This is a genomic window from Pseudomonas sp. AU12215, assembly GCF_001675465.2.
In the GTDB taxonomy this organism is placed as follows: domain Bacteria; phylum Pseudomonadota; class Gammaproteobacteria; order Pseudomonadales; family Pseudomonadaceae; genus Pseudomonas; species Pseudomonas nitroreducens.
Genome location: NZ_MACM02000076.1, coordinates 1 through 15,217, shown reverse-complemented (window position 1 = coordinate 15,217; position 15,217 = coordinate 1). Strand labels below are relative to the sequence as shown.

Sequence of the window (15,217 nt, the reverse complement as noted above, 5' to 3'; positions counted from 1 at the left end):
GATCGTGACGCGCTCTGTGGCGCTGAGTTCGTGATAGGACATGGGGCAACACCTTACCGAAATGGTCGGGTGTTGCACTCAGTTTTTGCGGCCGCCTGGTTTCGGACAATCATGACCGGCAGCACCTCGAAGAAACCCTATTTCGGCAGGGGCGTAATGCCAAGGGGCAGAAGCAAAGCTTCGACTGTTGCCAGAGCTTGCATATCAGCCTGTTCTTCGATGGCACCAACAACAATGAGCACAATGACACGAAGGAGAAGCACCCCAGCAATATCGCCAAGCTCTTTCATGCGTCTCTTCGTGGGAAGAAGGCGGAAGAAAGAGATTATTTCTCCTTCTACATGCCTGGCGTGGGCACGGCCTTCCCTGAAATTGGCGAATTCGACTACAGCGAGGAGGGGTTGAAGTACGCCCTGGGTGGCGAGGACCGCATCAATTGGGGGCTGGCTTCCATTGCCGAAGCGTTACAGTCAGCGGTTTTGAATAAAACCTTTGACCAGCAGAAGAAGAAAGCCTTCGTCAAATCCATGGGCACGCCCAAGGGGCTCACCTTCCTGGGCAGGGACAAGCGATGTTCGGTAATGAGCGAGTTGCTGAACGACGTTCGCGCCAACGTGGACAAGTCCAAGCCCCGGGTGCTGGGGGTGAAGCTGTATGTGTATGGCTTCTCCCGCGGGGCGGCGGAGGCGCGTACTTTCGTCAACTGGCTGAGTGAGCTGTTCGAGACGCCCGAAGGGGCGGACAAGCCCGCACAGCAGTTGTCCGGCGTGCCGGTGAGCGTGGAGTTTCTGGGCATCCTGGATACCGTGGCATCGGTGGGCATCGCCCATGCGGCGCCGTTCTTCGCCGGGCATATGGACTGGGCGGACGATAGCCAGTTACTGCCCTGCGCGGAGAAATACCCGCAGTTCGTCAAGCAGTGCCGGCACTTCGTGGCGGCCTTCGAGCAGCGTTCGTGCTTCCCGCTGGATTCGATCCGCAATGAGGACGGTAAGTACCCGGCCAACACCTACGAGGTGGTGTACCCCGGCGTGCATTCCGATGTGGGCGGCGGCTACCCGCAGAACGACCAGGGCAAGGCGCGCGGCGGCACCGACGAGCTGATTTCCCAGGTGGCGCTGCATGACCTGTATGCCGAAGCCTTTGCCTGCGGCGCGCCGCTGCAGGTGCCGGGAAAGGTGATGCCCGATTATCTATTGGCACAACAACCGTGGCGGAAGATGAATCTCGATACTCAAGAAGAGTTCGATATCAAGCCGTTGGTTGCCGAGCGCTTCAACGCCTGGCGCGCCGTGACCCTGCTCGGTGTAGCAACCGAGGCGCCGGCGACACCCGCCGGGGAATACGCGCCGGCGCTCTACAGCCTGACCGTCGAAGACACCCTGGCCGACCAGTTGGGCTGGATCACCGGCTGGCGTATTGGTCGCTTTGCCAATGACAAGGATGGCGACAAGGACAGCTACAAGGACCAGCCCTTCTTTAAAGCGGCTCAGGAGGACACCGGCTACCAGGCCGGCCAGGACAAGAAGGCTTACGAGAAGAAAAAACAGGATGCCGCCAACGAGCGTGCTAGGAAGCCCGAAGAGGCGGTGAACCATCCTGGACCACCGATCTACGAGCCCAAGCTCGACCAGACCCAGGTCAGCCAGGCCGCGGCAGAGTTCAAGGCGGACTACTATGACCGCAAGCGCGAGCAGACCAGCGACGCGGGCACGCTCTTCGACGTGCTGCTGCGCGATACCGCCTACCTGCTCAACGAAGACGATGAGCGCAAGGCCCGCGAGACGCTCACGAGCGTGGGCAAGGCGCGCAGCCAGTTGTTGTTCCGCGATAACCGGGGCACTCCCAGCGCAGACCCGAGCATGGCGCTGCTGGTGGCCTTGTTCGACGACCAGATTCACGACTCGCGCGCCTGGTTCATGCACGACAAGTTGAAGACCCGCGAGATGTGGGCCGGCTACTTTTTCTACCGGATGATCTATTTCGGCAACGACAACAGCGCCGCCCTGACGCCGGTGATGATCGCCGGGCGGATTCTGGGCGTGGTGATGATTGCCGGTGTCATGGTCTATGGCATTCGGCTGATGCGCGGCAATGTGCTCAAGGGCGCAGCAGGCGGCTTGTTGGGCGCGGCGGGAGGGGTATTGCTGGCCGGGGTAGCCTACCAGGTGATCGACGTGGCCACCGGCGCGGTGCTGCCCTTCGTGCCAGGCGCGGCGGACCTGCTCAAGCCCACCACGCACATCGGCGCGGTGGCCAGCGCGCTCAAGCAGCAGTTTGCCCAGGAGGACTACCTCGCGCGGCTGGACCGCACCACCGCGATGCTGCGTGATACCGGCAACCTGTTCGAGCTGGACAAGGGCATGGTGTGAGGCTTTGCCTGACCCACTTGGCCAGCATTTCCACTTAGCGGCTGCACTGTCGCAAAACCCGAAAAAGAGAAAGGCCCGGCGGGTATCCCCCCGCCGGGCCTTTCTCTTTTCCGCGCCCCGCGATCAGCAGGTGCAGCACATCATCGGCATGCCGTTGCAGCTCATCATCATCGGCATGCCGCACTCCATCATCTTGTTCATCAGCATGCAGCAGTTCTTGAACATCTCCATGTTCATGCCCTGCATCGGCATCATCTTGCACATCATCATGTCGCCCTGCATGGAGCACTCCATCATGCACTTCATGGCCGGCATGCCCATGTTCATGCCCATCATCATCGGCATCATGTTGGCGTTCATCATGCCCATCATCGGCATCATGGCCATGGCGGGCTGGGACATGCCCATCATCATCAGGTTGCCGCAGTGCATCATCATCGGCATGCCGCAGTTCATCATCATCGCCATCATCTCGGCGCTGTTGCGGAACATGGCCATTTCCATGCCCATGGCCGGCTTCATCTTGCACATCATGCCGTCATCGAGCATCTCGCATTCCATGGTCGCCATCATCATCGGCATGCCCATCATCGGCATCATGGCGTTGGTGTTCATCGGCATCTGCATGGCGTTCATCATGGTGGAGCTCCCTGAATCGATTGGAATGAAGTGCTGCGAATGGGGCCGATTCTAGAAAGGCGCGGCGACGGGACAAGATGGCGGGGAAACGGAGGTTTCTGGCGTGCTTTCTCGCGGTTCTGGTTCGATGATGGCGGCGGTGTTCGTCATGGTTTCAATTTCGACGTTTTAACGACTTTAAAAGAATCCTCGACGCGCATTTTAGCAACATGGATATCCCCTCCAGTGCTTAGCAAAGAACCGTAGTGAATATTGAATCTAACCAGCTCGCAAAAACTTCGCTTCGGACGGCTATCCGCGTCCTAGAGCGCTTCCATGGCAACTCATGAGTCTCAAATTCCGGCATATGAGAATGCGTTTTTAATATTTAAGGAAATAACAGACGAGCTTCTATAGTGGCGGTTTGATCCAACTGTCATCCCATCGCAAGGAAGTCCCATGCTCCGCCACCTGCTCGCCGCCAGCCTCGCCCTGGCGCTGTTCGGCTGCGCCACCGCGCCCGCTCCTTCCGTCCATACCACCAACCCTTCCACCTCCACACTGCAGGGCGACCCCACGCGGCCGGCGCAGGCGCAGTGGCTGCGCACCGAGTTGTATTTCGCGCTGGGCCAGGAGGACGGCAAGGAGAAGATCAGCGAGCAGCGCTGGCGGCAGTTCCTCGACCAGGAGGTGACGCCGCGCTTCCCGGACGGCTTCACCGCCTATGACGCCTACGGCCAGTGGCGTGACCATGGCGCGCCGGCGCCGGAGCGCTTGAGCACCAAGGTGATCGTGATCCTGCATGAAGACAGCGCGGCGCGCGGCCAGGACATCGAGGCGATCCGCCTGGCGTGGAAGCGCATCACCGGCGACCTTTCCGTGCTGCGCCTGTCGCAACCGGCTCAGGTGTCCTTCTGATGAGCGAATTCCGCGAAACGCTGTACGAGGGTTACGCGCAGGCGCTGAGCGTCGATGAGCCGATCTACCAGGGCAACACTGGCCAACAGGCCGTGCAGGTATTCCGCAATCGACTCTTCGGCCGCGTGCTGACGCTGGATGGCGTGGTGCAGACCACAGAGGCCGACGAGTTCGTCTACCACGAGATGCTCGCCCATGTGCCGATCCTCGCCCATGGCGCAGTGCGCCGCGTGCTGGTGATCGGCGTGGGCGATGGCGGGATCCTGCGGGAGATCGTGCGGCATGCCGGCATCGAGGAAATCGTCGCGGTGGAGATCGACCCGCAGGTGGTCGAACTGTGCCGCGAGCTGCTGCCGAATCATTCGGCCGGTGCGCTGGACGACCCGCGCCTGCGATTGATCTACGCCGACGGCCTGGAATACCTCGCGCAGAGCCGGGAGAGTTTCGACCTGATCCTCTGCGATTCGACTGATCCGGGCGGCCCCGCGGCGAGCCTGTTCACTTCGGCGTTCTACCGCAACTGCCAGCAACGCCTCGGCGCCAGCGGCATCCTTGCCACGCAGAATGGCGTGCCCTTCCTCCAGCCCGAAGAGCTGGGCGGCACGGCGCGGCGGCTGGCGGACAACTTCGCCGACTGGGGTTTCTTCCATGCCGCGGTGCCGACCTACATCGGCGGCAGCATGGCCTTCGGCTGGGCGTCGAACAGCGAGAAGGTCCGCCGCACCGACCTGGAAACCCTGCGCCAGCGCTTTGCGAAAAGCGGCCTGGTGACCCGCTACTACACCCCCGAGGTACACCAGGCGGCATTCGCCCTGCCGCGCTACATGCTCGACGTGATCGAGGCCGGGCTTCAGCGCGACAGCTGAGGGTTGTCCAGGCGTTGCGGCGTCCAGTCCGGGTCGCGGGCGCGCACCGGGCTGCTGACCTGCAGCACCGCGGTGCCGAAGCGCCGCTTGAAGTCGGCACCGATCTGCGCCAGGGCCTGGCGGGTGTAGGGGTTGTCGGCGTGGATGAGGATCAGCATCCGCGACGGCAGCTTCTCCGGCCCGCCGCTGGGGCCGCGCCACTGGCCGTGCAGGTCGAGCCAGCTGAGGCCATCGGGGAAACGCGGCGTCACCTCGCGGGCGAGGAAATCCTCCCACTGCGACAGTTCCACCGCCTCCAGGTACAGCTCGGTGCGCAGCATGCGCCGGCCGCTGGCTTCGCCACCGCTGGCGCTATTGGCTGCCGGCTCGTTCAGCCACAGACCGATCAACGCCGCCAGCAGCACGACGATGGCGCCATTGCGCCACAAACGTTTCCTGCGCATCAGGCGCCCTCCTCCTGCCAGTTGGCAGACGACGCCGTGCGCGAACGCAGCAGCAGTTGCAGCACCGCGCCCAGCGCCAGTACACCCACGCCGAGCAGCGCGCCCCAGCCGACAAAGGCGACGCTGGAATACAGCATGTACAGGCACACCGCGAGGAAGCCCAGCGGCAGCCACGGGTAGAGCGGCACTCGGATCGGCCGGGGCACTTCCGGGTGACGGCGGCGCAGGACGATCAGCGCCACGCTGCTCAGACTGAGGAACAGCCAGTACACCGGTGTCATGTACTCCACCATGGTGTTGAAGCCGTGGCCGCTCCAGCCGCCGACCGCGATCAGCAGCAGCGCCACCAGCCCCTCGGCCAGCAGTGCGGCGCGCGGTACGCCGTGGCGCACGTCCCAGCGGCCGAGCACGCGCAGCGCCGGCACATCGCTGGCGGCGGCGTAGGTGGTGCGGCTGCCGACGATCAGCGTGGAGTTGATGCTGGCGACGGCGGACACCACCACCACTGCCATGATCAGGCCGATACCCGGCGCGCCGAAGGCCAGCCCGAGCAGCTCCAGCGCCGGCGCACCGCTGGCGGCGAGGCCATCGAAACCCAGGCCGCGAATGAACGCCCAGTTCAGCGCCAGATAGATCAGCAGCAGGGCCGCCAGCGCGCCGAGCATGGCAGTGAAGATGCCGCGGCGGTTGTCGCGCAGTTCTGCCGACAGCGTGGCCGCATCGCTCCAGCCACCGAAGGCGAGGAAGACGTAGATCAGCGCGGCGGAGAACCCGGCGACACCGACCTGCTCCGGCTCCACTGGCGCCACGGGTGATGGAACGAAGCCGCGCCACTGCAGCCACAGGCCGGCGCCGACGATCCCCAGGAAGCCGGCAGCGACTAGCACCACCAGGCCGGCCTGGGTGCCGAAGCTCACCCGCCAGCCGATGAGGTTCAACGCCACCAGCGCGGCGACCAATCCACCGGCCAACAGCACGTTGCCCAGTTGCCCGAGGCCGAGCAAGGCGCTGAAGTGATCGGCGAAGAGGAACGCCATCAGCGCGATCCAGCCGGTATGCAGGATGGCGAAGCGCGACCAGGCGAACAGGAAGCCCACCCGCTGGCCGTAGGCGCGTTCAAGGAAGTGGTAGTCGCCACCGGGATGGGCGAAGGCCGAGGCCATCTCCACGTAGCACAGGGCGCCGACCATCGACAGCAGGCCGCCGAGAATCCACACCAGGTAGAAGTGCTCCTGGCTGACGTTGAGCGCCACGGTGGGCGCGGTCTTGAGGATGTCGCTGGTGATCACCATGCCCAGCGTCAGCAGCAGCGCGTGGGCGGCGCCCAGGTGCCGGCGCGGGCCGGCTGGCTTGTCAGCGGCGAAGTTGTCAGCCATGAATCGGCTCCGGAAGTAGTAAGGGCCGCGTTGCGGCCCCTGGATTTTCAACAGCGCAGATCAGAACGAATAGCTCGCGCGGGCGTAGTAGTACGCGCCGTTGGAGCCGATCGGCGAGAGCACGTCGTACGGCAGGTTGCCGCCATAGTTGATCTCCGAGCTGGAGCGCTCCGGGTAGTTGTCGGTGAGGTTGTTGCCGCCCACCGCCAGGCTGAACTGCGGGGTGAACTTGTAGGCCACCTCGGCATCCAGCTGCCACACCGCGCCGTAGGTCTGCTCCGGGTGGTAACCATCGCCGAAGTCGAACACGCGAGTGGTCTCGCCCTGCCGCGTCAGGCGGCCGAGCAGGTTCCACTGCGCATCGCTCCAGGTGGTGGTGAGGATGAAGCGATCCCGGGGCGCGGCGTCGGTCAGGGTGTTGCGTTCCTCCACGCCCACCAGTGCGTCCTCGCCGATACCCAGGTTGGAGAGCTGCTGCGGAGTGGCCTTGGTGCTGCGCACCTTGGTGTGGTTGTAGGTGTATGCGGTGGTCACGCCCAGCTGGCCGCCGACGAAGGGCTGGTGGTAGTTGAGTACCAGCTCGGCGCCATCGGTACGGGTGTCGGCGGCGTTGGTGAAGAAGTTCACGTCATGCACGCCGGCCACGCCGAAGTTGTCCTGGATGAACTGCTCCATGGCATCGCTGCCGATGCGCTGGGACAGGGTGATGCGGTCGTCGACGTCGATGCGGAACACGTCGAAGGACAGGTCGAAGCGCTCGTTGAGCTGCGCGGTCAGGCCCAGGCTGAAGTTCTTCGAGGTCTCCGGGTCGAGCTTCTCGGCGCCCAGCGCGCGGGCGATCGGGTCGTTCACCGAGAGCACGCGGATGTCGGTCAGCGTGCCGCCGTCGCCGAAGTTGCTGGTGGTGTTCTGGAAGCCGACCTGGGCCAGCGACGGCGCGCGGAAGTTGGTGGACGCCGCGCCGCGCAGGGCCAGCACCGGGGTCAACTGGTAGCGCCCGCTGAGCTTGCCGGTGAGCTTGCTGCCGGCGTCGTCGTAGCGCTCCCAGCGCGCAGCGGCATCGACGAAGAACTGGTCGGTGAGGTCGCCCGACAGGTCGATGTAGGTGCCGAAGACGTTGCGGTCGATGTCCGACTCTTCGCTGGGACGCAGGCCCGCTGCGCCATCCGCCCCGACGCCGTAGTACGAGGCCGCGTCGCTGGCGGTGGTGATGTAGTTTTCGTAACGGTACTCGCCACCGAGCGCGAGCACGAACGGCCGCCCGGCAAGGCTTAGCTCGCGGCTGAGGTCGAGGTTGGCGACGCTCTGGCGCAGTTCGTAGTCGCCGGTGTCGAAGCGGGTCGGCGTATCCTCGCCGAGCGATGCGTTGAGCGTGCGCCGGGTCGAGGATTCGAAGCGGTTGCGGCCGTGGGTGACGCTGGCGTCGTAGTCCCAGGTATCGGCGAGCAGGCCCTTGTAGCCGACTGTCGCGGACAGGTCGGTGTTGTCGCCCAGGGACTGCGGCAGGTAGCCGTTGGGGTAGATCTCCGGGTGCTCGTCCGGGTAGCGGTAGAACTCCGCGCCGGTGGTGTGGCGCTCGTTGTAAAGGCCGAAGGAATAGAGCTTGCCGCTGCCCAGGGCGAGGTCGCCGTTGAACCAGGCGTTGACGTCACGCGCCAGGCCATCACCCATCACGTAGTTGCGCTGGCCGGGGGTGTCGGCGAAGCCGTCGTAGCCGGCGCGGTTGGTCGGCTCGCGGTTGATGAACTCGGCGCCGCCACGGATGAAGCCGTCTTCGCCCAGGCGCGTGCCGGCCTTGGCCGCGGTATAGGAGTTCTGCCCGTCGGTGGTGGTCTTGCCGATGGCGTCCTGGTGGGTGTGGTAGGCGCCGTAGCTGGTGGTTACCTCGCCGCCTTCGGGGGCATCGTCGAGGATGATGTTGATCACCCCGGCGATGGCGTCGGAGCCGTACTGCGCCCCGGCGCCGTCGCGCAGTACTTCGATGCGTTTGATGGCGCTGATGGGGATCGAGTTGAAGTCTACCGGCGCGGTGCCTCGGCCGATCTTCGAGGAGTCGTTGACCAGCGCCGAGGTGTGCTGGCGCTTGCCGTTGATCAGCACCAGCACCTGGTCCGGGCTCATGCCGCGCAACTGGGCGGCGCGCACGTGGTCGGCGCCACCGGAGTTGGACTGGCGCGGGAAGTTGAAGGACGGCAGCAGCGTCGCCAGGGCCTGGCCCAGTTCGCCGCCGACGGCGCCGGTCGATTGCAGGTCCTGCGCCGTGAGCACGTCCACCGGTACGGGGGAATCCAGCAGGGTGCGGTTGTTTCCGCGGGCGCCGGTGACCAGCACGGTCGCAAGTTTGGTGGTGGCCTCGGGGGTCGACGAACTTTCGTCGGCATGCGCGGAGGCCTGGGCGATGACCGAGGCCACCGCAACGGCAATAAGGGAACGGGATAACACGCGAAATACTCCTGTCTCGCTTAAAGAGCGCCACTCGCCGTTGGCGGCGAGTCCGGAACTCCGCTGGTGTGTTTTTCTGATTGGCTCGAGCGGTTGGTGTCGGAAGTCCGGAAACCGCGAGCGACTGTTCCCCTCAGGTGGAAAAACAGTGCTCGGGAAAGCGCTCCAGGTGTCACGGCCGGTCTCTCTTCGTGATGAGCGAAAAGGCGCGGCTCTCGGTATCGCGGGTCATCCCTGACCCGATGGGGAAGGCGTCATCCTAGCTAGTGGCAGAATGCTTTTAAACGAATAAAAAATGCTTTGGTTATAACCAGTTCCCGTGTTCACCAAGCAACATCGGCCGGTGTTGCCAGGGCAACAGTGCATGCCTTCAGTCGAAGGCTTTTCGCGTCCATTCGTCCTCGGGAATATCCAGCGCCGCGCCGGAGAATCGCTCCTCGCGGAACGGGTCAGCCTCGTTGTGGAAGCCGTTGCGCTCCCAGAATCCGGGCCGGTCGGTATCGCTGAATTCCAGCTCGCGCAACCACTTCGCGCTCTTCCAGAAATAGCGCCCGGCGATCACCAGCCGCAGCGGCCAGCCATGCACCGGGGTCAAGGGTTCGCCGGCGTAGTGCGTGGCGAGCAGGCTGTCCCGACGCAGCAGTTCTGCCAGCGGCAGGTTGGTCTCGTAGTCGTGGTCGGCATGGGCCATGACGAATTGCCCGGCCGGCCGCACGCCGTAATGATCGAGCAGATCGGCGAGATGCACGCCTCGCCATGAGGTGTCGAACTTCGACCAGCGCGTGACGCAATGGATATCGCAGACCAGCTCGCGCTGCGGCAGCGCCAGCAGGTCGTCGAGGCTCAGCTCCAGCGATTGCGGCCCAGGATTTTTCCCTGACAACGCACCGGTGAGCCGCAGGCGCCAGGTTTCACGCTCGTACTCCGGCACCTCGCCTTCATGGAGAATCGGGAAGCGCTCGGTCAGCACCTGCCCCGGCGGCAGGCGTTCGCCGTAACGCGGGTCGCCCGCCGGCGAGCGTGCCTTCTGCAGGCGCCTGGCCTTGTCGTGCATCCCCGATGCCCTCAGTTTGCCAACGGAATCCACGGCGCCTGCGCGACCTTCTGCGCCTCGCCGAAGGCCGGTACCTTGCGTGCCAGGTCGCGGACGTTCTTCACGTCCAGGTCGAGCAGTTGCTGGCGGGTGATCAGGGTCGGCGGCACCAGCACCTGCTCGCCCGGATTTTCCCCGGCGATGCGCAGGGCCAGGCTGCGCACACTGATGGCCCCGGCCACTTCCGGGTTGACCGCGGCAGTGGCGCTCCAGGCACTCCCCTCTTCCTTCATGATCTGGATGTCGGCGGTGGAAATATCGGCGCTGTAGATCTTCACCTGCTTGCCCAGGCCGGCTTCGTCCACGGCGATCTTCACACCCTTGGCGAACTCGTCGAAGGGTGCGAAGAACACGCTGATGCCAGGGTTGGCGCGCAGCACTGCGCTGGCCTGGTCGGCCACCGAGTTGGCAATCGGCGCATTCAGCGTACCGAAGCGCGCCTTCTCGACGATGCCGGGGTTCTCAGCCTTCACCTGGCGCCAGATTTCGTCGCGGCGCTCCATGGGGGTGAAGCCGTCGATGTACACGTAGCCGGCCTCGAAGGCCTTGCCGTTGTCCTGCAGCACCTGTTTGAGCGCCAGGCGTGCCAGCTCGCGGTGGTCCTGCTCGACGCGGGTGATGCGCGGGTCGTTCACGTCGACGTCGAAGGTGACCACCTTGATGCCCTTGGCCAGCGCCTTGTCGATGGAATCCTTGAGCGTCTCGGCGAGGCCGAGCTGGACGATGATGCCGTCCACGCCCAGGTCGATGGCCTGCTCCAGCATCTCGCGCTGGGTGGCCGCCTGCTGGCGGGCATCGAACACGCGCAACTTCACGTCCAGCGCGTTGGCCTGCTTTTCCACGCCGCGCAGGTAGGCTTCCGGGAAATCACCGGAGAACAGGTAACCGACCAGCGCGATCTGCACACCGCCCTTGTCGAAAGGTGCCGGCGCGCCGGGCAGGCCAGCCGCTTCGGCGGTCGCTGCGCCGGACAACAACAGCCCGGCGGCGAACAGCGCGCGCAGGGATTTGGCGGGGGTGAACTTCATCCGTTGAATCTCCGAAAAGGTAAGTGATCAGCGCCCGCGCCGGGCCAGACCGAAGGTGAACATCAAGGCCGAAACGAGGACCGCACCCTTGACGAAGTCCTGGGCGTAGTAAGGCGCGTTGAGCATGGTCAGGCCGTTGAGCAGGGTCGCCACCAGTACCGCGCCCACCAGTGTCCCGAAGGCATTGGGCTTCTGCGCGCCGAGCACCGCGAAACCGATCAACGCGGCGCCCAGGGCATCGAGCACCAGCCCGTTGCCGGAGCTGACGTCGCCGCGTCCGAGTCGCGCTGCCAAGAGCAACCCACCCAGGGACGCGAGCAGCGCCGAGAGCACATAGGCGAGCAGCTTGTAGCGCTCCACCGGCGCACCGGCGAGGCGCGCCGCCTGCTCGTTGCCGCCGATCGCGTAGAACAGCCGGCCCGGCCGCGTGCGTTCGAGGAACAGCCAGACCAGCAGCGCACAGCCGAGCATCACCACCACGGGCACCGGCACGCGGTCCCACAACTGCGCGCGGCCGAGTGCAAGGAACCAGCTGGCGAAGGCGCCCGGCGCTTCGTCGCCGTTGGGCAGGGTCATGCCGACGGCGATGGAGCGGCCGCCGGTGGGGATCAGTTGCACACCGACCACCAGGAACATGCTGCCCAGGGTGGCGAGGATGTCCGGCACGCGCATGCGCACGATCAGCCAGCCGTTGAGCAACCCGACCAGGGTGCCGAGGCCGAGGCTGATGAGGATTGCCGCCAGCGGCCCCCAGTCCAGCACCACCATCACGTAGCTGGCAGTCATCAGGCTCAGTGCGGCGACGGCACCGATGGACAGGTCCAACCCGCCCACGGCCATGCTCAGGGTCACGCCCAGGGCGAGCAGCGCGACGATGGACACCGACTGCAACACCAGGAACAGATTGCCGACCCGCAGGAACGCCGGCTCCAGCAGCGCGAATACCAGCACCAGCGCAGCCAGCAACAGGAGCAGCGCGTAGTGGATGAGGAAGTCGAGCAGGCGTGCGACGGAGGACGTCGCCGGGCTGCTCACTGCAGTTCTAGACACGCGCGGCTCCTTGGCGTGAAGGGTGAAATTGGGCTGGCGCCAGGTGGGCGACGATCTCGCTGCGTTGCAGGTCCTGCCGGGGCAGTTCGGCGACCACCGCGCCATCGCGCACGACAAGGATGCGGTCGGCAATTTCCAGGGCTTCGTCCGGGTCGCTGCAGATCACCAGCGTGGCGCGGCCGGCGGCACTGGCGCGGATACGTTGGCCAATGTCGCGGCGAGCGCGCACGTCGACGCCCTGGAAGGGTTCGTCGAGGATCAGCACCCGACCCTGCCCCAGCAGCCAACGGGCAAGAATGACCTTCTGCTGGTTGCCGCCGGAAAGCAGCTCCAGGGGATGTTCCGGGCCCGGCCCCTTGATGCCGAGCGCTTCTATCTGCCCGGCAACCTCGGCGCGCTCGGCGTTGCGGTCGATGAAAGCGCAGCGCGAGAAGCGGCGCAGGAACGGCAATGTCATGCTGGCGCGCACCGAGAAACCCGGCACCCGCGAGTTGCGCGCGCGGTCCTCGGCGGCGAAGAACACCCCGGCGGCGATGGCTTCCCGTGGCGAACGCGGTTGCCAGTCACGGCCATCGATCCGGATCGATCCAGCGTGCTGCCGACGCAGGCCGAACAGCACTTCGGCGATCTCGCTCTTGCCCGCGCCGAGCAGGCCGGTCAGGGCGACCACCTCGCCTTCGTGCAGGTCCAGGTCGAATACCGCGCTGTGCGCATCAAGCTGCCAGTCGCGCAGGGACAGCACCTTCGCGCCGCGCTGCAAAGGCTGCAACTGGACCTCGCCCAGCGCGGCGCCGAGCATGGATTCGACTGCCGCGGCGAGGTCCAGCGGCGACTCGAATTCGCCTACCAGGCGCCCATCACGCAGCACCAGCGCGCGGTCCGCCACGCGTTGCAAGTCCGACAGCCGATGAGAGATGTAGAGGATCGCCACGCCGCGTTCGCGCAAGTGGTCGATGAGATGGAACAGACGCTCGGCCTCGAAGGTCGACAAGGATGCGGTGGGCTCATCGAGGATCAGCAAGCGTGGATTTAGCGCCAGCGCACGGGACAGGATCACCAGCTGCCGCTCGGCAGTGCCCAGGGTTTCGATGGGCGCCTGCAGCGGCAGGCGCAGCTCCAGCGCGGCAGCAATTTCAGCGGCGCGCCTCAACGCTTCGTCTGGGCGGAAAAGGAACGATCCGGTGGCGCCGCAGAGTTCGTCCAGCAGGAGATTCTCCGCGACGCTCAGGCCGGGCACCACGCCCTGCTCCACCTGCTGGTGCACCGCGACTATGCCGTGGCGGCGGGCGTCCTGGGGCGAGGTGAAACGAACCGGCTCGCCATCGATCAGCAAGTGTCCGGCATCGTGGCTGTGGGAACCGGCAAGAATCTTCACCAGCGTCGACTTGCCCGCGCCGTTGGCACCGAGCAGGGCAAGCACCTCGCCGGGACGGATTTCCAGGTCCAGGTCGACCAGCACGCGGTTCTCGACAAAGGACTTGCCGACGCCTTCGAGGCGGAAGAATGCAGCGCAAGCGGGCTGGGCAGACATGGGACTCTCGATAGGACGCGAAAGAGCGAGAGCGTCATTTCAGAGCTTCGCCGTTGGACTGAGCGGCGATTCTTTTATAATCTCAAATCATGCATCAACTTATTTTTAATATCTTTTATGCATATGCTAACAACCGCCCGAGCGAGGCGCCGCGCATTGTTCGCCCAGCAACAGCAGCCCGAGAAAAACGGCTGACGCGACGCAGATCGGGCGGGTAGCATCCACGCATTCAACCCACAAGGTGAGCACTCGAGATGGCGAACGATACCTACACTCCCCCCCGCGTCTGGACCTGGGACAAGAGCAACGGCGGCGCCTTCGCCAGCATCAACCGGCCCGTCGCCGGCCCGACCCACGACAAGCAGTTGCCGCGCGGCAAGCACCCGCTGCAGCTGTATTCGCTGGCCACGCCCAACGGCGTGAAGGTCACCATCCTGCTCGAGGAACTGCTGGAGCTGGGCGTGACCGAAGCCGAGTACGACGCCTGGCCGATCAGGATCAGCGACGGCGACCAGTTCGGCAGCGGCTTCGTCGAGATCAACCCGAACTCGAAGATCCCCGCCCTGCTGGACACCAGCGTCGATCCGGAACTGCGCATCTTCGAATCCGGTTCGATCCTGGTCTACCTCGCGGAAAAGTTCGGCCACTTCCTGCCCAGGGACCTGGCCAAGCGCACCGAGACGCTGAACTGGCTGTTCTGGCAGATGGGCAGCGCGCCCTTCCTCGGCGGCGGCTTCGGCCACTTCTACGCCTACGCGCCGGAGAAGTACGAGTACCCGATCAACCGCTACGCCATGGAGGTCAAGCGCCAGCTCGACGTGCTCGACCGGCAACTGGCCGAAAACCGCTACATCGCCGGCGACGAATACAGCATTGCCGACATGGCGATCTGGCCCTGGTACGGCGCGCTGCTGAACAACCAGGTGTACGAAGCCGCCGAATTCCTCGACGTGGAAAGCTACACCCACGTGCGCCGCTGGACCGACGAAATCGCCGCACGCCCGGCGGTGCAACGCGGGCGCCGAGTGAACCGTACCTGGGGCGATGATGCGTTGCCGGAGCGGCACAGTGCGGAGGATTTCAAGCGGTAACGGGCGGCCGCTGCCAACGGCAACGAAGCCTGCTTCTGCGGTATTCCGCTGCTCATCTGCAGTCGGATGGAGATCGTTGGCAGAATCTGCTCGTGTGCAGCCCGATGCTCTTGTAGGAGCGAGCTTGCTCGCCCCCCCAGCGCCGGCCTTATCGGCGCATCGCGGAGAAGCTCCGCTCCTAAGAAAAGCAAAAGCGGAGCCTCGCTGGAGGCTCCGCTTTTTTATTGCGGGGAAGGTTATTTGCCAGCAGTCAGCGTGCTGTAGGCAGTGATCAGGTTCCGATAATCCGGAATGTGGTTGGAGCACAGCGCCGCCAGCCCTTCGATATCGTTGCGCCAGTCGCGGTGCAGCTCACAGGCCACGCCGAACCAGGTCATCAGCTGCGCACC

The 15,217-nt window shown here is 64.9% G+C and carries 11 protein-coding genes and 2 pseudogenes; 4 read left to right on the top strand and 9 right to left on the bottom strand.

Features of this window, described 5'->3' with window-relative positions; all coding sequences use genetic code 11:
- Positions 1 to 107: 107 nt before the first annotated feature.
- Positions 108 to 2,372 (top strand): annotated as a pseudogene (locus A9513_RS14305) (DUF2235 domain-containing protein); the annotation flags it as partial.
- Positions 2,373 to 2,495: 123 nt separating this feature from the next.
- Here the strand turns inward: A9513_RS14305 and A9513_RS34920 are convergent.
- Positions 2,496 to 3,011, bottom strand: coding sequence for a hypothetical protein (locus tag A9513_RS34920; RefSeq protein ID WP_083196120.1), 516 nt, complete (start codon positions 3,009 to 3,011; stop codon positions 2,496 to 2,498).
- A 438-nt stretch (positions 3,012 to 3,449) separates the two neighbouring features.
- Here A9513_RS34920 and A9513_RS14295 point away from each other — a divergent pair, with 438 nt between their 5' ends.
- The gene (locus A9513_RS14295; RefSeq protein WP_065327438.1) at positions 3,450 to 3,908 is read left to right on the top strand and encodes a DUF3574 domain-containing protein; all 459 of its coding nucleotides are present in this window, start codon (positions 3,450 to 3,452) and stop codon (positions 3,906 to 3,908) included.
- A complete protein-coding gene (gene speE / locus A9513_RS14290) occupies positions 3,908 to 4,774 on the top strand; it encodes a polyamine aminopropyltransferase (protein ID WP_065327437.1) in 867 nt (288 codons plus the stop codon). Before A9513_RS14295 ends, speE begins: the two co-directional genes overlap by 1 nt.
- On the opposite strand, the gene A9513_RS14285 is transcribed toward speE, so the two are convergent.
- The 7 genes from A9513_RS14285 to A9513_RS14255 form a co-directional block, all read right to left on the bottom strand.
- Positions 4,759 to 5,217 (bottom strand): DUF3574 domain-containing protein, encoded by a 459-nt coding sequence (locus A9513_RS14285; RefSeq protein ID WP_065327436.1) that lies wholly within the window; start codon positions 5,215 to 5,217, stop codon positions 4,759 to 4,761. The genes speE and A9513_RS14285 overlap by 16 nt on opposite strands.
- The gene (locus A9513_RS14280; protein WP_065327435.1) at positions 5,217 to 6,593 is read right to left on the bottom strand and encodes an APC family permease; all 1,377 of its coding nucleotides are present in this window, start codon (positions 6,591 to 6,593) and stop codon (positions 5,217 to 5,219) included. The genes A9513_RS14285 and A9513_RS14280 overlap by 1 nt, the downstream gene beginning before the upstream one ends.
- A 60-nt stretch (positions 6,594 to 6,653) precedes the next feature.
- On the bottom strand, positions 6,654 to 9,035 hold the full coding sequence (locus A9513_RS14275) for a TonB-dependent siderophore receptor (protein ID WP_065327434.1): 2,382 nt from the start codon (positions 9,033 to 9,035) through the stop codon (positions 6,654 to 6,656).
- A gap of 370 nt (positions 9,036 to 9,405) precedes the next feature.
- The gene (locus tag A9513_RS14270) at positions 9,406 to 10,089 is read right to left on the bottom strand and encodes a molybdopterin-dependent oxidoreductase (RefSeq protein WP_065327433.1); all 684 of its coding nucleotides are present in this window, start codon (positions 10,087 to 10,089) and stop codon (positions 9,406 to 9,408) included.
- A gap of 11 nt (positions 10,090 to 10,100) precedes the next feature.
- Positions 10,101 to 11,156 carry a substrate-binding domain-containing protein gene (locus A9513_RS14265; RefSeq protein WP_065327432.1) on the bottom strand — a complete coding sequence of 352 codons (1,056 nt, stop codon included), beginning with the start codon at positions 11,154 to 11,156 and terminating at the stop codon, positions 10,101 to 10,103.
- Positions 11,157 to 11,183: 27 nt separating this feature from the next.
- The gene (locus A9513_RS14260; protein WP_065327431.1) at positions 11,184 to 12,206 is read right to left on the bottom strand and encodes an ABC transporter permease; all 1,023 of its coding nucleotides are present in this window, start codon (positions 12,204 to 12,206) and stop codon (positions 11,184 to 11,186) included.
- The gene (locus A9513_RS14255) at positions 12,199 to 13,737 is read right to left on the bottom strand and encodes a sugar ABC transporter ATP-binding protein (RefSeq protein WP_065327430.1); all 1,539 of its coding nucleotides are present in this window, start codon (positions 13,735 to 13,737) and stop codon (positions 12,199 to 12,201) included. The genes A9513_RS14260 and A9513_RS14255 overlap by 8 nt, the downstream gene beginning before the upstream one ends.
- Before the next feature lie 254 nt (positions 13,738 to 13,991).
- On the opposite strand from A9513_RS14255, the gene yghU reads away from it, so the two are divergent.
- A complete protein-coding gene (yghU, locus tag A9513_RS14250) occupies positions 13,992 to 14,828 on the top strand; it encodes a glutathione-dependent disulfide-bond oxidoreductase (protein WP_024765863.1) in 837 nt (278 codons plus the stop codon).
- Between the two features lie 236 nt (positions 14,829 to 15,064).
- Here the strand turns inward: yghU and A9513_RS14245 are convergent.
- A pseudogene (locus A9513_RS14245) lies at positions 15,065 to 15,217 on the bottom strand (hydrolase); the annotation flags it as partial.

Coding starts and splice junctions, on each gene's coding strand:
- A9513_RS34920 (WP_083196120.1), bottom strand. CDS start 3,011: ATGATGAACGCCATGCAGATGCCGATGAACACCAACGCCATGATGCCG.
- A9513_RS14295 (WP_065327438.1), top strand. CDS start 3,450: ATGCTCCGCCACCTGCTCGCCGCCAGCCTCGCCCTGGCGCTGTTCGGC.
- speE (WP_065327437.1), top strand. CDS start 3,908: ATGAGCGAATTCCGCGAAACGCTGTACGAGGGTTACGCGCAGGCGCTG.
- A9513_RS14285 (WP_065327436.1), bottom strand. CDS start 5,217: ATGCGCAGGAAACGTTTGTGGCGCAATGGCGCCATCGTCGTGCTGCTG.
- A9513_RS14280 (WP_065327435.1), bottom strand. CDS start 6,593: ATGGCTGACAACTTCGCCGCTGACAAGCCAGCCGGCCCGCGCCGGCAC.
- A9513_RS14270 (WP_065327433.1), bottom strand. CDS start 10,089: ATGCACGACAAGGCCAGGCGCCTGCAGAAGGCACGCTCGCCGGCGGGC.
- A9513_RS14265 (WP_065327432.1), bottom strand. CDS start 11,156: ATGAAGTTCACCCCCGCCAAATCCCTGCGCGCGCTGTTCGCCGCCGGG.
- A9513_RS14255 (WP_065327430.1), bottom strand. CDS start 13,737: ATGTCTGCCCAGCCCGCTTGCGCTGCATTCTTCCGCCTCGAAGGCGTC.
- yghU (WP_024765863.1), top strand. CDS start 13,992: ATGGCGAACGATACCTACACTCCCCCCCGCGTCTGGACCTGGGACAAG.